Source organism: Streptomyces aculeolatus, from assembly GCF_020400605.1.
Classification (GTDB): Bacteria; Actinomycetota; Actinomycetes; order Streptomycetales; family Streptomycetaceae; genus Streptomyces; species Streptomyces aculeolatus.
The window spans coordinates 884,564-899,006 of record NZ_JAINRD010000001.1 but is presented as its reverse complement, the minus strand read 5'-3'; the positions used below and the strand labels follow the sequence as shown (position 1 = coordinate 899,006).

Genomic DNA, 14,443 nt, shown 5'->3' with positions numbered 1-14,443 from the left:
CCCAACACCCCTCGTTCGAGTGACCACGGCCGGGGATTGGCCGCGATCGTCGCGGGGAGACAGAGACCGGGAGGCGGACCCGCATCGGGGACATCGGGTCCGTGGGGAGACGACCCTGGGAGCTCGGGGCTCCGGGTCGGTACGGGGAGGCGGGGCCCCGGCGAGCCAGGCGCCGGGGCCCTCGGCACACCTCCGGAAGCCGCACGGGCGTCCGGATATGTCAGCGGCATGACCCACCCCTCCCTGGTGACGTCAGCGACAGCGTGGCACGCCCGGCCCCGGTGCGCTGCCGTTCGGACAGGAATCCCGCGGTCCGCTTAACGCCAACCGCGGGTACGGCGCAAACCCGCCACAGGTCTGGCCCGAACGGATCTAGCGCTTGGCCACGAAGACGTGCGAAGCGACCTCGGCGTCCAGCTCGGCGGCCTCGCCGCCGCTGCCGACGAGCACGCCGCCCGCCGAGTCCGTCACGCTCACCACGGCGCCCGGCTGCACACCCGCCCGCCGCAGCGTGTACATGAGCGCGGAGTCCTTCTGGATCGGCTCCCCGATCCGGCGGATGATCACCGTCCCGGCGTCCGGGCCCAGCGCGCCCAGGCTCACCATGCCCTCGTCCAGGAACGGGTCCGCCTCGGCCTCCTCGCCCAGCTCCTCCAGGCCCGGGATCGGGTTCCCGTACGGCGACTCGGTCGGGTGCTTCAGCAGCGTCAGCACGCGGCGCTCCACCGCCTCGCTCATCACGTGCTCCCAGCGGCACGCCTCCGCGTGCACGTGCTCCCACTCCAGGCCGATCACGTCGACCAGCAGACACTCCGCCAGGCGGTGCTTGCGCATCACCCGGGTCGCGAGCATGCGCCCTTCTCCCGTCAGCTCCAGATGCCTGTCCCCGGCCACGCGCACCAGGCCGTCCCGCTCCATGCGGGCGACGGTCTGGCTCACCGTGGGGCCGCTCTGGTCGAGCCGCTCCGCGATTCTCGCGCGCATGGGGACGACGCCCTCCTCTTCGAGTTCGAGGATGGTGCGGAGATACATCTCCGTTGTGTCGATCAGTCCGGACATGCGTGCCCCTAGATTTCTCGTGCGGTGGCCCTGCACCAATTCTGACTCATCCCAGTGACAAGTGGACCTGCCGCGTTCTCTTCGCCTGACTATCGCCGCCGATCTGCGGGAAAAAGACGATCTGCGCCCGGCCCCTGAGCACGGTCGCCAGGCCCCGCCCGGGCGGTTCCCTAACCCAGCAGCTCCGCCAGGTCCAGCGAGGCCGCGACCCGTACGGCCACGTCCTCCGCGTACGCCGCGTCCTGCCGCGTGAAGCCGCGCCGGCCGCCGCCGCGCAGGAACGTCACGACCCCCAGCGTCCGGCCGCGGCTGCGCAGCACCGTGCAGAGCGCGTGCATCGTGCCCGGCGGCCACTTCCGCGCCACCGACCAGCCCTCCGCGACCTCCGGGTCCACGCCGCCGCAGCCCGCGCGCACCGTGCCGCCGCGCTCCACGGCCTGCAGCGCCGGGTGCCCGGCCGGATAGCGCACGGGGAAGCCGTGCGGCCCGGCGGGCAGGCACGGTCCCGGGCCCTCGGCGGGGGTGGCCGCGGCCCGGGTGAGCTGCACCGGGCCGGGCGGCGCACCCGCGTCGTGCGGGGCGCCGGGGCCGGGCGGTGAGCCGGGCTCCGCGGGGGCGGCGGCCAGGTCGACCAGCGCGTGGTCGGCGAAGCCGGCGAGCGCGAAGTCCAGGTAGACCGTCGCCGCCTCCATCGGGTCCTCGCACTCGGCCGCCGCGCGCGAGGCGCGGTGCAGCTGGTGGTCGCGGAAGCGCAGCACGGAGGCCGCGTCCTCGGCGAGCTTCGCCTCGGTGACGTCCTGGAAGAGCCAGCCGACGCCGAGCGGCACCGGGTGCTCGGCCAGCGGCGAGGCGAGGCGTACGAACGCACCGCGCAGGCAGCGCCGCCGTGCCGCCGGATCGCCGCCGGCCTCGCCGCGCACCGTCACCCACACGTCGGCGGGGACCGCGGCGCTGCCCTGCGCCAGGACGTGCTGCAGCGCGCTCTCGACCTCCTCCGCGCCCTGCTCCAGCAGCTCGCCGAAGGGGCGCCCGAGCAGCCCCGAGCGCCGGGCGCGCAGCACGCGCGCCGCCTGGCCGTTGGCCAGCGCAGGCCGCAGGTCCGCGTCCACGAGGAGCACGCCCCAGGCGGCGTCCTCGCACAGCGCCTCGCTGAAGGCGATCGACCGCTCCAGGTCCATCTGCGCGTGGACCTCGCTGAACGCGCAGTAGACCCCGACCGCGACACCGCCCGCCTCGCCGCCGGCCCCGCCTCTGCCCGGGCGGACGGCGGACGTCTGGGTGCGTACGAGCACGCGGCCGCCGTCCTTGCGCACCAGGGCGAACTCCTGCACCTGCCGCCCCGGCGCGTCCATCGCGCCCATCAGGCGCGCCTCCATCTCGGCGGCGTCCTCCGCGCGGGCCGCCCAGCCGGCCAGCCCGCGGCGGCCGACGGCCTCGGCGGCGGTCCAGCCGAGCAGCCGCTCGGCCTCGCGGTTCCAGTGGGTGACGACGCCGTCGGCGTCGAAGGCGCACAGGGCGGCGTCCATGCCGTCGAGCAGCGCCACCAGCAGGTCGGGGGCCGCGGCGCGGCGGTCCTGCGCCGGCGCGTCCGCTGCCGCCGCGTCCGCCGCCGCAGGCGGGGACCCGGCGGCGTCGTCTCCCGCTTCCGGAGCGTCCGCGGCCTGTTCGCCGGAGGCGTTCCTGCGGTCCCGGTTGGTACGCCGGGTCGCGCTCATCAGGCACCCCCTGCTCGCCGCGGCGTCGTGTGCGTGGTGTGGTGCACCCGGATCATTCAACTCGAACGTGACGCAGCACACACCCCATTCCGCCGAAATCGTTGCGCAGCAGAAATCAGTTGAGTGGCCGCAGAGGCGTGCCTAGTGTGTGAGGCACACGAGAAGGGAGGTGGTTCGGCAGATGATGAAGTACCGGACGCGTGAGGTGACTGCGGGCTAGTGGTCCGCCGTCGCGCTTGAGCGCAATGCCGGACCGGGGCGCCTAGGACGCGCCCAGCCGGCCCTTATCCCAAGCAGTTCACCCGACCCGCGGTCCGCCGGTACGTCCGACCGGCTCCCCTGAAGGGGAATGGGCCGCGGGTCGCCCTTTTTCCCGGCGGGTACGGGTGCGCGGGTGCACCGCCGCCCCGGACGCCGCCCGCACCGCTACGGGCAGAGGCGCTCCACCGTCCAGCCGCCGGCCGCGCCCTCGGTGCGTACGTACCGGAGGCGGTCGTGGAGCCGGTTCTCGCGGCCCTGCCAGAACTCCACCGTCCGCGGCCTGACCCGGAAGCCGCCCCACTCCGGCGGCGCCGGCACCTGCTCGCCCTCCGGATAGCGGTCCGCCAGCTCCGCGTACATCCGGTCCAGCTCCGCCCGCGACGCCACCGCCGACGACTGCTCGCTCGCCCACGCGCCCAACTGCGAGCCGTGCGGCCGGGTGCGGAAGTACGCCACCGTCTCGTCCCGGCCCGTACGCTCCGCCGCCCCCGCGACGATCACCTGGCGGGCGACGGGGTGCCAGGGGAAGAGCAGCGACACATGGGGGTTGGCGGCCAGCTCGCGGCCCTTGCGCGAACCGTAGTTGGTGTAGAAGACGAACCCCCGCTCGTCCACGTGCTTCAGCAGCACGGTCCGGGAGCTGGGCCGGCCCTCGGCGTCGGCGGTGGAGACGACCATCGCGTTGGGCTCGTGCAGCCCGCTCTCGGCGGCCTGCGTGAACCAGCGGCCGAACTGCTCGAAGGGATCGGCGGCGAGGGAGTCCTCCGACAGTCCAGCGGCGCGGTAGCGCGCACGCATGGCAGCCGGATCGAGGGAGCGTTCGGTGTCAACGTCAACATGTCGCACCCACACATCTTGCAGTATGAGCGGCCGTCGCGGCGCGGGAGTTTGCCCGCTCGACGCCTCCCGTAACCCTCCGGGCCGGGATCCGTGGAGTGTGCCCGATCTCACGCCCGCCCGCATGTGCGCGACCCGACAGAACAGCCGCCCGACCACTGTAGAAAGCCCACACCCCCGGCTATGGTGGCCCGGAATGCACGCCCCGGACCGCGAGCGATGGCGCCGCGGAGCCTGGCCAGCAGGTACACCCCCCGCACCACACCACGCCCTGGGGCCGACCCAACCGCCGCTGCACACCCCACCGCAGCGCACGCAACACAGTAGGGAGCCGCCTGATGTCCGACTTCGTACCCGGGCTCGAGGGAGTCGTCGCCTTCGAGACGGAGATCGCCGAACCCGACAAGGAGGGCGGCGCCCTCCGCTATCGGGGTGTGGACATCGAGGACCTGGTGGGTCACGTCTCGTTCGGAAACGTCTGGGGTCTTCTGGTCGACGGCGCGTTCAAACCCGGTCTGCCGCCCGCGGAGCCGTTCCCCATCCCCGTGCACTCCGGCGACATCCGCGTCGACGTCCAGTCCGCGCTGGCGATGCTCGCGCCCGTCTGGGGCCTGCGCCCGCTGCTCGACATCGACGAGTCGCGTGCCCGCGAGGACCTGGCGCGGGCCGCCGTCATGGCGCTGTCGTACGTCGCGCAGTCCGCCCGCGGGCAGGGCCGGCCGATGGTGCCGCAGCGGGAGATCGACAAGGCCCGTACGGTCGTCGAGCGGTTCATGATCCGCTGGCGCGGCGAGCCCGACCCCAAGCACGTCGCCGCCGTCGACGCCTACTGGACCTCCGCCGCGGAACACGGCATGAACGCCTCCACCTTCACCGCCCGCGTCATCGCCTCCACCGGCGCCGACGTGGCCGCGGCGCTGTCCGGCGCGGTCGGCGCGATGTCCGGGCCGCTGCACGGGGGCGCGCCGTCGCGGGTGCTCGGGATGATCGAGGAGATCGAGCGCACCGGCGACGCCGAGGGCTACGTGCGCCGGGCGCTGGACGGCGGCGAGCGGCTGATGGGCTTCGGCCACCGCGTCTACCGCGCCGAGGACCCGCGGGCCCGCGTGCTGCGGCGGACGGCGAAGCAGCTCGGCGCGCCGCGCTACGAGGTCGCGGAGGCGCTGGAGAAGGCGGCGCTGGCGGAGCTGCGGGCGCGGCGGCCCGACCGGGTGCTGGAGACGAACGTCGAGTTCTGGGCGGCGATCGTGCTGGACTTCGCGGAGGTGCCGGCGCACATGTTCACGTCGATGTTCACGTGCGCGCGGACCGCGGGGTGGTCGGCGCACATCCTGGAACAGAAGCGCACGGGGCGGCTGGTACGGCCGTCGGCGCGGTACGTGGGGCCGGGGTCGCGGTCGCCGCAGGAGATCGAGGGCTACGCGGAGTCGGGCGGCGCGGCCTGAGCAGCAGGGCGCCCGGGCCTCCGCGGGGAGGCGGGGGCCGGGGCGCCCGACAGGGCCGTCGTCAGCAGGTGCGACCACCGCGCCACGACGCGGTCGCGGCGGGCGCTGTCGTCCGTGAGCAGGGTCGCCAGGCCCAGGCCCCGGGCCATGTCGAGGAAGCCCTGCACCGTCTCCCGTACGCCCGGCACCGACTCGTCGGCGCCGAGCAGCGCCACCGTCATGCGGTGCGCCTCGCGCCCGACGCGGGCCTCGAGCGCGGCGACTCGGGGGCGTAGCTGGTCCTCGTTCGCGGCGGCCACCCAGAGCTGGAGCGCGGCGCGGAAGAGGGGCCCGGTGTAGAGGTCGACGACGCCGCGCACGACGGCGGCGGTGGCGTCGTCGGCCCGTACGGGATCCTCCCCGTCCGCCCGTATCGCATCCGGCCCGTCCGCCCGTACGGGATCCGGCCCGGCCGCGCCCGCCCGGTCAGCGCCCTGCGCCGCCGTCCTCACCCCGCCGCGCGGCGGGAGTGCGCTCAGTGCCGCCGAGCGTTCCGCCGCCACGTGCTCCACCGCCGCCGTGAACAGGTCCTCCCGGGTCGGGAAGTGGTGCTGCGCCGCGCCCCGCGAGACGCCCGCGCGCTCCGCGACCACGCTGACCGTGCTCCCGCCCCAGCCCAGTTCCGCCAGGCACGCGACCGCCGCCTCCAGCAGCCGCTGCCGCGTCGCCCGGCTGCGGTCCTGCCGCGGGTCCCGGCCCCGCGGCTGGCGGGGGGCGTCCGTCAGCGGGACCACTTCGGCTCCCGGCGCTCCAGGAACGCCGTCATCCCCTCGCGGGCCTCCGGGGACGCGAACAGCGACGCCGACAGCTCCGCGAACGGCTCCGTGTCGCGGTCGAACGTGCGCAGCACCTCGCCCGTGACCAGCCGCTTCGACGCCGCCAGCCCCTGCGGCGACGCCGCGCGCAGCCCGTCGAGGACCGGTGCCAGCAGCGCGTCCACGTCGTCGCCCGCCAGCGTCACCAGCCCGATGCGGGCCGCCTCCTCCGGGCCGAAGCGCTCGCCGGTGAGGTAGTAGCGGGCCGCCGCGCGGGCGTCGAGGCGCGGCAGCAGCGGCATCGAGATGACCGCGGGCGCGAGCCCCAGCCGCGCCTCGGTGAACGCGAACGTCGCGCCCGTGCCCGCCGCCGCCACGTCGCAGGCGCCGAGCAGCCCCAGGCCCCCGGCCCGTACGTGCCCGGTGACCCGCGCGACGACGGGCTTCGGGCACTCCACGACCGCGCGCAGCAGCCGCGCCAGCGCCAGCGGCCCGTCCGTGGGGGCCGCGGCCGCCGTGGCCTCGCCGAGGTCGGCGCCGGCGCAGAAGGTGTTGCCGGTGTGGGTGAGCAGGACGGCCCGCACGTCGTCGTCCGCCGCGGCGGCGGCGAGGCCCTCGTGCAGTTCGGTCATGAGGCGGGTGGAGAGCGCGTTGCGGTTGTGGGGCGAGTCGAGGGTGAGGGTGGTGATGACGCCGCGGTCGTCGCGCGCGATCCGGACGAGGGGCGCGGGCGCGTCGGCGCCGGCGGCCGGCCCTGCGGGTGCGTCGGTCATGGCGTGGGGTGCTCCTTCGGTACGTCGGCGTCAGTACGACTTGGGCAGGCCCAGCGTCTGGTGCGACACGTAGTTGAGGATCATCTCCCGGCTGACCGGGGCGATCCTGGCCACGCGGGACGCGGTGAGCATCTGCGCAAGACCGTACTCGGTGCTGAGCCCGTTGCCGCCGAGGGTGTGCACGGCCTGGTCGACGGCCTTCGCCGCCGCCTCGGCCGCCGCGTACTTCGCCATGTTCGCCGCCTCGCCCGCGCCGGCGTCGTCTCCCGCGTCGTACAGCGCGGCGGCCTTCTGCGTCATCAGCCGGGCCAGCTCCAACTCGATGTGCGCCTGCGCGAGCGGATGCGCGATGGCCTGGTGCACACCGATGGCGCCGCCCTTCCACACCTGGCGCGTACGGGCGTAGTCGACGGCCCGCGCCACCGCCTGCCGGCCGAGGCCGAGCGCGAACGCGGCGGTCATGATGCGCTCCGGGTTGAGGCCGGCGAAGAGCTGGAGGAGCCCGGCGTCCTCGTCGCCGACGAGGGCGTCGGCGGGCAGCCGCACGTCGTCGAGGACCAGCTCGAACTGCTTCTCCGGAGCGTGCAGCTCCATCGGTATCCGCGTGCGCTGGAAGCCCTCGGCGTCCCGCGGGACGATGAACAGGCAGGGCTTGAGCTTGCCGGTGCGGGCGTCCTCGGTGCGGCCGACGACGAGCGTGGCGTCGGCGATGTCGACACCCGAGATGAACACCTTGCGGCCGGACAGCACCCAGTCGTCGCCGTCGCGGCGGGCGGTGGTGGTGATGCGGTGGGAGTTGGACCCGGCGTCGGGCTCGGTGATGCCGAAGGCCATCTTGCGGGTGCCGTCGGCGAGTCCCGGGAGCCAGCTCCGCTTCTGTTCCTCGGTGCCGAAGCGGGCGATGACGGTGCCGCAGATGGCGGGCGAGACGACGAGCATGAGCAGCGGGCAGCCGGCGGCGCCGAGTTCCTCCAGCACGATCGCCAGCTCCGCGATGCCGCCGCCTCCGCCGCCGTACGCCTCGGGGAGGTTGACGCCGAGGTACCCGGCCTTGGCGGCGTCGGCCCACAGCTCGTCGGTGTGCCGTCCGTCGCGTACGGCGGAGGTGAAGTACTCGCGGCCGTAGCTCGCGCCGAGCGCGGCGACGGCGGCGCGGAGGTCGCGGTGCTCCTGGGATTCGAGGATGGCACTGGTCATGGCTGTCGGCCTTCCTGGTCGCGGGACGGGGCGTCTTCGACTGCGGCTACGGGTTCGCTGCGGGTTCGGGTCCGGGTCCGGGTTCGGCTTCTGCTTCGACTACGGCGAGGAGGGCGCCCACCTCGACCTGGCCGCCGGGGGCGGCGTGCAGGGCGGTGAGCACGCCGGAGGCGGGGGCGGTGACCTTGTGCTCCATCTTCATCGCCTCCAGCCAGAGGAGGGGCTGGCCCTGCCGGACGGCCTGTCCGGGGGCGATCCCGTCGGCCAGCCGGACGACGGTGCCGGGCATGGGGGCGAGGAGGGAGCCGGGCGGGGTGTCGGCGCGGGGGTCGGGAAAGCGGGAGAGGGGGCGGAGGGCGTACGAACCGTGGGGGGTGTCGACGTACGCGGCGGGGGCGGTGGGGTCCGGGGCCGCGGGGGCGGCACCGTACGCGGTGTCGTACGCGGCGACGTCGAAGGCACGGGCGACGCCGGCGACCTCGAGCACCACGCGCCCGGGGGCGGCGGAGAGCACGCGCACGCCGGGCAGGTCGTCGGCGCGTATCCCGTCGCGGGTGAGCCGGTAGCGCACCTCGGCCTCGGCACCGCCGGGTTCGGCCCGGTACGCCTTCGCCTGCGGCTGCGACGGCACGTTGCGCCACCCCCCGAAGCGGGCGGGCAGCACGGCTCCGCCGGCCTGCTGCCGTGCGGCGGCATCGGCGAGCGCGGCGGCCAGGGCGGCGAGTCGGAGGGGGGCGGGCCCGGCGTCGTCCGCCGGAGGGTGTGTCAGCGTCGCCAGGTGGTCGTCGTAGAACGACGTCGTCATCCGCGCGCCGGTGAACTCCTCGTGCTCCAGCGACCGCACGAGGAGGTCCCTGTTCGTCACCGGGCCGTGGATCCGCGCCCCGCGCAGCGCCGCCGTCAGCCGCCGGATCGCCTCCGCGCGGGTCGGGGCGTGGACGATCACCTTGGCCAGCAGGGCGTCGTAGTACGGGGTGACGGTGTCACCCGACTCGTACCCCGTGTCGAGGCGGAGGACATGGGGCGCTCCGGCCCCGGCGCCCGGGAGCTCCAGGCGGTGGAACCGGCCCGTCTGGGGGGTGAAGGACGAGGCCGGGTCCTCCGCGTAGAGGCGGGCCTCCACCGCGTGGCCGCTCGGCCGCGGTGCCGACGGCGGCAGCGGTTCGCCCTCCGCGATCCTCAACTGCTGGGCCACCAGGTCCACCCCGTACACCGCCTCCGTGACGGGGTGCTCCACCTGCAGCCGCGTGTTCATCTCCAGGAACTGCGCCCGCCCGTCCGGCGCGAGCAGGAACTCCACCGTCCCCGCGCCCACGTACCCGATCGACCGTGCGGCCCGTACCGCCGTCTCCTCCAACTCGGCGGCCACGCCCGCCGGCAGGCCCGGCGCCGGCGCCTCCTCCACCACCTTCTGGTGCCGCCGCTGCAGCGAGCAGTCGCGCGTGCCCAGCGCCCGCACGCCCCCGTGCGCGTCCGCGAGCACCTGCACCTCCACGTGCCGCCCGCCCTCGACGTACGGCTCGACGAACACCTCGCCGTCCCCGAACGCCGCCGCGGCCTCCGCCGACGCCGACGCCAGCTCGGCGTCGAGCAGCGCCAGTTCGCGTACGACCCGCATGCCGCGGCCGCCGCCGCCCGCCGCCGCCTTGACCAGCAGCGGCAGGTCGGACTCGACCGCCTTCGACGGGTCGAACGGCGCGAGGCCCATCAGCTCCTTCGCCCGCGTCTTGGACGCCATCGCCTCCACGGCCTCCGGCGGCGGCCCGACCCACGTCAGCCCCGCCGCCGTCACCGCGCGCGCGAAGTCCGCGCTCTCGGAGAGGAACCCGTAGCCCGGGTGCACCGCGTCCGCGCCCGCCGAGACGGCCGCCGCGACCAGCAGATCGGCCCGCAGGTACGTCTCCGCCGCCGTCTGCCCCGGCAGCCGGACCGCCGCACCGCCGGCGTCCAGCGCGGTGCGTACGTGCAGCGCGCCCGCGTCGGCGTCCGAGTGCACGGCGACGGGCGTGATGCCCAGGTCGCGGCAGGTGCGGAAGACGCGGCAGGCGATCTCGCCGCGGTTGGCGACAAGAAGGGTGCGGATCATCGGTCCTCCCACGTGGATGCCGGTCGCGCGGTCACAGTCGGAACACCCCGTAGCCGTCGTGCACGCCCGCGTACGGCGCCGTGTGGATCGCCGACAGGCAGATCCCCAGCACCGTGCGGGTGTCGCGCGGGTCGATGACCCCGTCGTCGTACAGCCGCCCCGACAGGAACACCGGCAGCGACTCCGCCTCGATCTGCTGCTCCACCATCGCCCGCAGCGCCGCGTCGCCCTCCTCGTCGTACGGCATGCCCTTCGCCTCCGCCGACGCCCGCGCGACGATCGACAGCACGCCCGCGAGCTGCTGCGGGCCCATGACCGCCGACTTGGCGCTGGGCCAGGCGAAGAGGAACCGCGGGTCGTACGCGCGGCCGCACATGCCGTAGTGGCCGGCGCCGTAGCTGGCGCCCATGAGCACCGACAGGTGCGGGACGCGGGAGTTGGAGACGGCGTTGATCATCTGGGCGCCGTGCTTGATGATGCCGCCCTGCTCGTAGTCCTTGCCGACCATGTAGCCCGTGGTGTTGTGGAGGAAGACCAGCGGGATGTCGCGCTGGTTGGCGAGCTGGATGAACTGCGCGGCCTTCTGCGACTCCTCGCTGAAGAGCACACCGCGCGCGTTGGCGAGGATCCCGACGGGGTAGCCGTGCAGCCGCGCCCAGCCGGTGGCCAGGCTCGTCCCGTACAGCGGCTTGAACTCGTCGAAGTCCGAGCCGTCCACGATCCGCGCGATCACCTCGCGCGGATCGAACGGCACCTTCAGGTCGCCCGGCACGATCCCCAGCAGCTCGTCCTCGGGGTACGCGGGCGGGGGGGCCGGCGGCGGGTCGGGGTGCGCCTTGCGCCAGTCGAGGCGGGCGACGACGCGGCGGGCGGTGTGCAGGGCGTCGGGTTCGTCGACGGCGAAGTAGTCGGCGAGGCCGGAGGTACGGGCGTGCATGTCGGCGCCGCCCAGCGACTCGTCGTCGCTCTCCTCGCCGGTGGCCATCTTCACCAGCGGCGGGCCGCCGAGGAACACCTTCGCGCGCTCCTTGACCATGATCACGTGGTCGCTCATGCCCGGCACGTACGCCCCGCCCGCCGTGGAGTTGCCGAAGACGACGGCGACCGTGGGGATGCCGGCGGCGGACGAGCGCGTGAGGTGCTTGAAGAGCGCGCCGCCCGGAATGAAGATCTCCTTCTGCGACGGCAGGTCGGCGCCACCGGACTCCACGAGGTGGATCGACGGCAGCCTGTTGGCGAGGCTGATCTCGTGGGCGCGGAACGCCTTCTTCAGCGTCCAGGGGTTGGACGCGCCGCCGCGCACGGTCGGGTCGTTGGCGGTGATGAGGCACTCCACACCGGAGACGACGCCGATGCCGGTGACGAGCGAGGCGCCCACCGCATAGTCCGAGCCCCAGCCGGCCAGCGGGCTCAGCTCCAGGAACGGGGTGTCGGGGTCGAGGAGCAGCTCGATGCGCTCGCGTACGAGCAGCTTGCCGCGGGCGCGGTGCCGGGCGGTGTACTTCTCGCCGCCGCCCGCCACGGCCTTGGCGTGCTCGGCGTCGAGGTCGGCGAGCTTGTCGAGCATCGCGGCGCGGTGCTCCGCGTAGTCCGGGCCCGCGGTGTCCAGCGACGAGGCGAGGACGGTCACAGCAGCTCCTCGGGTATGTCGGCGTGCCGGGCGCGCAGCCACTCGCCGAGCGCCTTGGCCTGCGGGTCGAAGCGGGCCTGCGCGGCGACGCCTTCGCCGAGGAGGCCCTCGACGGTGAAGTTGAGCGCGCGGAGGCGGGGCAGGACGTGGCGTACGACGGGGAAGGGGGCGGTCTCCGGGAGGAGTTCGCGCAGCCGCTTGACGGTGAGGGTGTGGGCCAGCCACGGCCAGGCGGCGTCGTTCCGGGCCCACACGCCGACGTTGGCGCTGCCGCCCTTGTCGCCGCTGCGCGCGCCGGCCACGGTGCCGAGGGGGGCGCGGCGCGTCGGTCCCGGCGGCGGGGGCGGCGGCAGGGGCGGTTCGGGTACGGGGGCGAGGGCCCGGGTGCGCGGCGGCGGGTCGACGGGGACGCGGGTGCCGTCGGGCAGCACGGCGGTGTGGGGGACGTCGTCGGCGGGGACGTACGCGGCCTCGAAGACGCCGTACGGCTGCGCCCTGCCGGGCGGGGCGGTGACGTGGAAGCCGGGGATGCTGGCGAGGGCCAGTTCGATGGCGGCGCCGCTGACGGCGCGGCCGACGGCGGCCTCGTCGGGGTCCCGGACGGCGAGGCGGAGCAGGGCGGACGCCTCCTCCTGCACGTCGGCGTCGGGGCGGTCGGTGCGGGCGAGCGTCCAGCGGACGTCGGCGACGCCGGCGAGGGCGGGGGCCATCTGGGCGCGTACGAGGGCGGCTTTGGCGTCGATGTCGAGGCCGGTGAGGACGAAGACGACCTCGTTGCGGTAGCCGCCGAGGCGGGACAGGCCGACCTTGAGGTCGGGCGGCGGGGGCTCGCCCCGTACGCCCGTGATGCGGACGCGGTCGGGGCCGTCGGGGGCGAGGCGCACGGAGTCGAGGCGGGCGGTGACGTCGGGTCCCGCGTAGCGGGGTCCTGCGGTCTCGTAGAGGAGCTGGGCGGTGACGGTCCCTACGGTGACGGCGCCGCCGGTGCCGGGGTGCTTGGTGATGACGGAGCTGCCGTCGGGCTCGATCTCGGCGAGGGGGAAGCCGGGGTGGCGGACGTCGTGCTCGGTGAAGAAGGAGTAGTTGCCGCCGGTGGCCTGGGTGCCGCACTCCAGCACGTGGCCGGCGACGACGGCGCCGGCGAGGGCGTGGAGGTCGGGGTCGTCGGGCTTGGTGGGGTCGCCGGCGTCGGGGCCGCCCCAGCCGTAGTGGGCCTGGGCGACGCCGGTGACGAGGGCGGCGTCGGTGACGCGGCCCGTGACGACGACGTCGGCGCCTGCGCGCAGGCAGGCGGCGATGCCGCCGCCGCCGAGGTAGGCGTTCGCGGCGAGGGCGCCGGGCCAGGTGCCGCGGGCGGTGAGGTCGTCGCCCTCGACGTGCGCGACGCGGGCGGGCACGCCGACGCGTACGGACAGCTCGCGGACGGCGGCGGCGAGGCCCGCGGGGTTGAGGCCGCCGGCGTTGACGACGAGGGTGACGCCGCGGTCGCGGGCGAGGCCGAGGCCGTCCTCCAACTGGCGGAGGAAGGTCTTGGCGTAGCCGGCGGCGGGGTCCTTGAGGCGGTCGCGGGCGAGGATGAGCATGGTCAGCTCGGCGAGGTAGTCGCCGGTGAGGACGTCGAGTCCGCCGCCGGTGAGCATCTCGCGGACGGCGGCGAAGCGGTCGCCGTAGAAGCCGGAGGCGTTGCCGACGCGGAGGGTCACGGGCGGGCCTCCGGAGCGGCGGTTCCGCCGGTACGGGCCGGGCCGCCGGCGGCGTCGCCCGCCCGGTCCCGTCCGCCGCCCGGCGGGCCGGCGAACGCCTGGGCGATGCCGAGCCAGCGCTCCGCCTCCGCGCCCTCGGCGACGAGCGCGGTGTCGGCGCGGTGCACGCGCTGGGTGGCCAGGAGGCAGAAGTCGAGCGCGGGCCCGGTGACGCGCTCGGCGGCGTCCGTCGGCCCGTACGCCCACACCTCGCCGCCCCCGCCGGGCGCGGTCAGCTCCACGCGGAACTCGGCGGCGGGCGGGGCGAGCCGGTTGACGGCGTACGCGAAGTCCCGCGTCCGTACGCCGATACGGGCCACGTGCCGCAGCCGCGCGGTGGGCTCCCGCCGTACGCCGAGCGCGTCGGCGACGTCCTGCCCGTGCGCCCAGGTCTCCATCAGCCGCCCGGAGGCCACGCCGCCGACGCTCATCGCCGGCCCGAACCACGGCATCCGCACCCCCGCCGGCTGCGCCAGCAGCACCCGCCGCAACTCCTCGCGCCCCTCCCGCCACCGCCCGAGCAGCACCTCGGGCGCCAGCGCGGCCCCGCTCGCGGCGCCGTCGTCCACGAAGCCGTACGGCGCCTCCTGGGCGTGCGCCAGCATCCGCTGGAACTCGTCGGGATCCACGGCGGCGGCGAGCGCGGCGCGGTCGGTCCACGCGAGGTGGGCGATCTGGTGCGCGACGGTCCACCCGTCGGCGGGCGTGTCGAGCGCCCACCGCCCGGGCGGCAGCCCGGCGACGAGGGCGTCCAGCGCGGCGCCTTCGTCGCGGAGGTCGTCGAGCAGCGAGATGATCTCCGGCCCCGCCATGGCGCGCTCCCCTCGTGACTACTGCGCAGTAGGGTGGCAGGGGACCCAAAAACAAGCAAGCACGCTTGCCCGATTATTTGATCGGCTACTCC

Annotated in this window: 11 protein-coding genes; 1 reads left to right on the top strand and 10 read right to left on the bottom strand. The window is 75.2% G+C overall.

Going from position 1 to position 14,443, the window contains the following annotated elements:
* Positions 1-372: 372 nt before the first annotated feature.
* The 3 genes from LG396_RS03940 to pdxH form a co-directional block, all read right to left on the bottom strand.
* Entirely contained in the window at positions 373-1,059 is a 687-nt protein-coding gene (locus LG396_RS03940) for an iron-dependent transcriptional repressor DtxR (RefSeq protein ID WP_018839431.1), read from the bottom strand.
* Positions 1,060-1,229: 170 nt separating this feature from the next.
* Positions 1,230-2,774, bottom strand: a complete 1,545-nt coding sequence (locus LG396_RS03935; RefSeq protein WP_225793558.1) for a PAS domain-containing protein — start codon at positions 2,772-2,774, stop codon at positions 1,230-1,232.
* Between the two features lie 426 nt (positions 2,775-3,200).
* On the bottom strand, positions 3,201-3,833 hold the full coding sequence (gene pdxH / locus LG396_RS03930; protein WP_037737998.1) for a pyridoxamine 5'-phosphate oxidase: 633 nt from the start codon (positions 3,831-3,833) through the stop codon (positions 3,201-3,203).
* 377 nt (positions 3,834-4,210) lie between these two features.
* On the opposite strand from pdxH, the gene LG396_RS03925 reads away from it, so the two are divergent.
* Complete coding sequence (locus tag LG396_RS03925) at positions 4,211-5,317, top strand: citrate synthase 2 (protein WP_027742771.1); 1,107 nt, start codon at positions 4,211-4,213, stop codon at positions 5,315-5,317.
* Here the strand turns inward: LG396_RS03925 and LG396_RS03920 are convergent.
* From LG396_RS03920 to LG396_RS03890, 7 genes are read right to left on the bottom strand one after another with little or no spacing between them, the layout of a single operon-like run.
* The gene (locus LG396_RS03920) at positions 5,290-6,090 is read right to left on the bottom strand and encodes a TetR/AcrR family transcriptional regulator (protein ID WP_225793557.1); all 801 of its coding nucleotides are present in this window, start codon (positions 6,088-6,090) and stop codon (positions 5,290-5,292) included. The two genes, LG396_RS03925 and LG396_RS03920, sit on opposite strands and share 28 nt — an antisense overlap.
* A complete protein-coding gene (locus LG396_RS03915) occupies positions 6,078-6,884 on the bottom strand; it encodes an enoyl-CoA hydratase family protein (protein WP_037749941.1) in 807 nt (268 codons plus the stop codon). The genes LG396_RS03920 and LG396_RS03915 overlap by 13 nt, the downstream gene beginning before the upstream one ends.
* A 30-nt stretch (positions 6,885-6,914) precedes the next feature.
* Positions 6,915-8,081 carry an acyl-CoA dehydrogenase family protein gene (locus LG396_RS03910; protein ID WP_145900354.1) on the bottom strand — a complete coding sequence of 389 codons (1,167 nt, stop codon included), beginning with the start codon at positions 8,079-8,081 and terminating at the stop codon, positions 6,915-6,917.
* A gap of 46 nt (positions 8,082-8,127) precedes the next feature.
* Positions 8,128-10,167 carry an ATP-binding protein gene (locus tag LG396_RS03905; protein WP_225793556.1) on the bottom strand — a complete coding sequence of 680 codons (2,040 nt, stop codon included), beginning with the start codon at positions 10,165-10,167 and terminating at the stop codon, positions 8,128-8,130.
* 31 nt (positions 10,168-10,198) lie between these two features.
* Positions 10,199-11,797, bottom strand: a complete 1,599-nt coding sequence (locus LG396_RS03900; RefSeq protein WP_225793555.1) for an acyl-CoA carboxylase subunit beta — start codon at positions 11,795-11,797, stop codon at positions 10,199-10,201.
* On the bottom strand, positions 11,794-13,500 hold the full coding sequence (locus LG396_RS03895) for an acyclic terpene utilization AtuA family protein (RefSeq protein ID WP_225793554.1): 1,707 nt from the start codon (positions 13,498-13,500) through the stop codon (positions 11,794-11,796). The genes LG396_RS03900 and LG396_RS03895 overlap by 4 nt, the downstream gene beginning before the upstream one ends.
* Positions 13,497-14,351 carry a TIGR03084 family metal-binding protein gene (locus LG396_RS03890; RefSeq protein WP_225793553.1) on the bottom strand — a complete coding sequence of 285 codons (855 nt, stop codon included), beginning with the start codon at positions 14,349-14,351 and terminating at the stop codon, positions 13,497-13,499. The genes LG396_RS03895 and LG396_RS03890 overlap by 4 nt, the downstream gene beginning before the upstream one ends.
* Between the last annotated feature and the right edge of the window lie 92 nt (positions 14,352-14,443).

Excerpts from the sequence above, each read along its gene's own strand:
- LG396_RS03940 (WP_018839431.1), bottom strand. The coding sequence starts at position 1,059 with ATGTCCGGACTGATCGACACAACGGAGATGTATCTCCGCACCATCCTC.
- LG396_RS03935 (WP_225793558.1), bottom strand. The coding sequence starts at position 2,774 with ATGAGCGCGACCCGGCGTACCAACCGGGACCGCAGGAACGCCTCCGGC.
- pdxH (WP_037737998.1), bottom strand. The coding sequence starts at position 3,833 with ATGCGTGCGCGCTACCGCGCCGCTGGACTGTCGGAGGACTCCCTCGCC.
- LG396_RS03925 (WP_027742771.1), top strand. The coding sequence starts at position 4,211 with ATGTCCGACTTCGTACCCGGGCTCGAGGGAGTCGTCGCCTTCGAGACG.
- LG396_RS03915 (WP_037749941.1), bottom strand. The coding sequence starts at position 6,884 with ATGACCGACGCACCCGCAGGGCCGGCCGCCGGCGCCGACGCGCCCGCG.
- LG396_RS03910 (WP_145900354.1), bottom strand. The coding sequence starts at position 8,081 with ATGACCAGTGCCATCCTCGAATCCCAGGAGCACCGCGACCTCCGCGCC.
- LG396_RS03905 (WP_225793556.1), bottom strand. The coding sequence starts at position 10,167 with ATGATCCGCACCCTTCTTGTCGCCAACCGCGGCGAGATCGCCTGCCGC.
- LG396_RS03890 (WP_225793553.1), bottom strand. The coding sequence starts at position 14,351 with ATGGCGGGGCCGGAGATCATCTCGCTGCTCGACGACCTCCGCGACGAA.